Source organism: Blastocatellia bacterium (assembly GCA_035275065.1).
Classification (GTDB): domain Bacteria; phylum Acidobacteriota; class Blastocatellia; order UBA7656; family UBA7656; genus DATENM01.
In genome coordinates, this window is sequence record DATENM010000137.1 from 1 (window position 1) to 1,135 (window position 1,135).

2 protein-coding genes are annotated in these 1,135 nt (G+C 51.7%); both read left to right on the top strand.

Going from position 1 to position 1,135, the window contains the following annotated elements; translation table 11 throughout:
- Positions 1-262 precede the first annotated feature (262 nt).
- Complete coding sequence (locus tag VJ464_25780; GenBank protein HKQ08558.1) at positions 263-712, top strand: hypothetical protein; 450 nt, start codon at positions 263-265, stop codon at positions 710-712.
- Between the two features lie 144 nt (positions 713-856).
- Positions 857-1,060 carry a hypothetical protein gene (locus tag VJ464_25785; protein ID HKQ08559.1) on the top strand — a complete coding sequence of 68 codons (204 nt, stop codon included), beginning with the start codon at positions 857-859 and terminating at the stop codon, positions 1,058-1,060.
- The last annotated feature ends 75 nt before the right edge of the window (positions 1,061-1,135 follow it).

Genomic DNA, 1,135 nt, shown 5'->3' on the forward strand with positions numbered 1-1,135 from the left:
ACAATGGCCAGGGCGCCAGCGGCAGGCGAGGTGAGCAAGCGCACAAGTCACGAGACGAACAGGAGCAGAGGCAACAAAGGGCGTGCAGCGGCGCTGTTTGGAATGGTCGATGGCGAAAGGCCCGACGGTAGCGGAATGAAACGGGTAGAGGGCGACGCCCAACAAGCGCATGCACCGGAGCGCGGCGAGCGCCTTTCTTGTCATTGGTCCGATTCGTCACGCCGCGCCCGGTGATGCGTGACGTTAGACAGCGAATAACGTAATGAATGACATCCCAGATTTTCAAGAAGCCCTGGCATTATTCCGAAGCTTCCTGGCCGACCAGAGGCATCCAGATAAGGTTATCTGGGTGTTTCGTGAGGATGTGTGGAAACGATCTCCCACTCAGGTATTCATCAAATATCCACCGCCACAGGAGAATGCCTCCCTCATCCAGAAGGTCTTTTCCGAAGGGCGTCAGCGTGGACTTATAGACATTACAGCCGTCGCCGCAACCTACGACAAGGTAGTAGCAAGCGTTTGGTTCCCGAAGTATCCAGAAGAAGAGGTTCAGGATTGGGATCGGGGGATGAAGCTGAGTATCATCCAACCGCTTCCATATCCGAAATTGCTGCCGCCCTGGATGTGGCGGCTAATTCAGTTGTTACCTCAGTATCAGCAGTACCAGAAAGGCGCGGGTTTTATTGGCACGAGACCGTGGGCCGCTGCCTAACAACGACATGCACCGGAGCGCGGCAAGCGAGTTTCTCATCATTCTGCGATTACAGCATGCCGCGCCCGGTGATGTGTGTTCGTTAGGCGCAGAATCGCGTAAGGTCAAAACTTAGCATATAATGAGACAGTCTGGAGGGATAACATGGAAGAAATTAAAAGGACATACATCATTGATGAACAGAATCGGAAACTGGCTGTGCAGCTTGACATCGCTACCTTCAATAAGATCGAAGAACTCCTGGAGAATTATGCGCTAGTTCAGCTTATGGAGGAGCCGGCCGATGATGAAGCATTAGAATTGGATGAGGCTGTGACTTACTACCAAACATTGGTGAAAGCCGATTGAAGATCATTTATAAAAAGAGGTTTCTGAAAGATTTGGCTAAACTCCCGTCAGAGGCGAGAAAGGCAGTAGAGAAAT

Excerpts from the sequence above, each read along its gene's own strand:
- VJ464_25785 (HKQ08559.1), top strand. The coding sequence starts at position 857 with ATGGAAGAAATTAAAAGGACATACATCATTGATGAACAGAATCGGAAA.
- VJ464_25780 (HKQ08558.1), top strand. The coding sequence starts at position 263 with ATGAATGACATCCCAGATTTTCAAGAAGCCCTGGCATTATTCCGAAGC.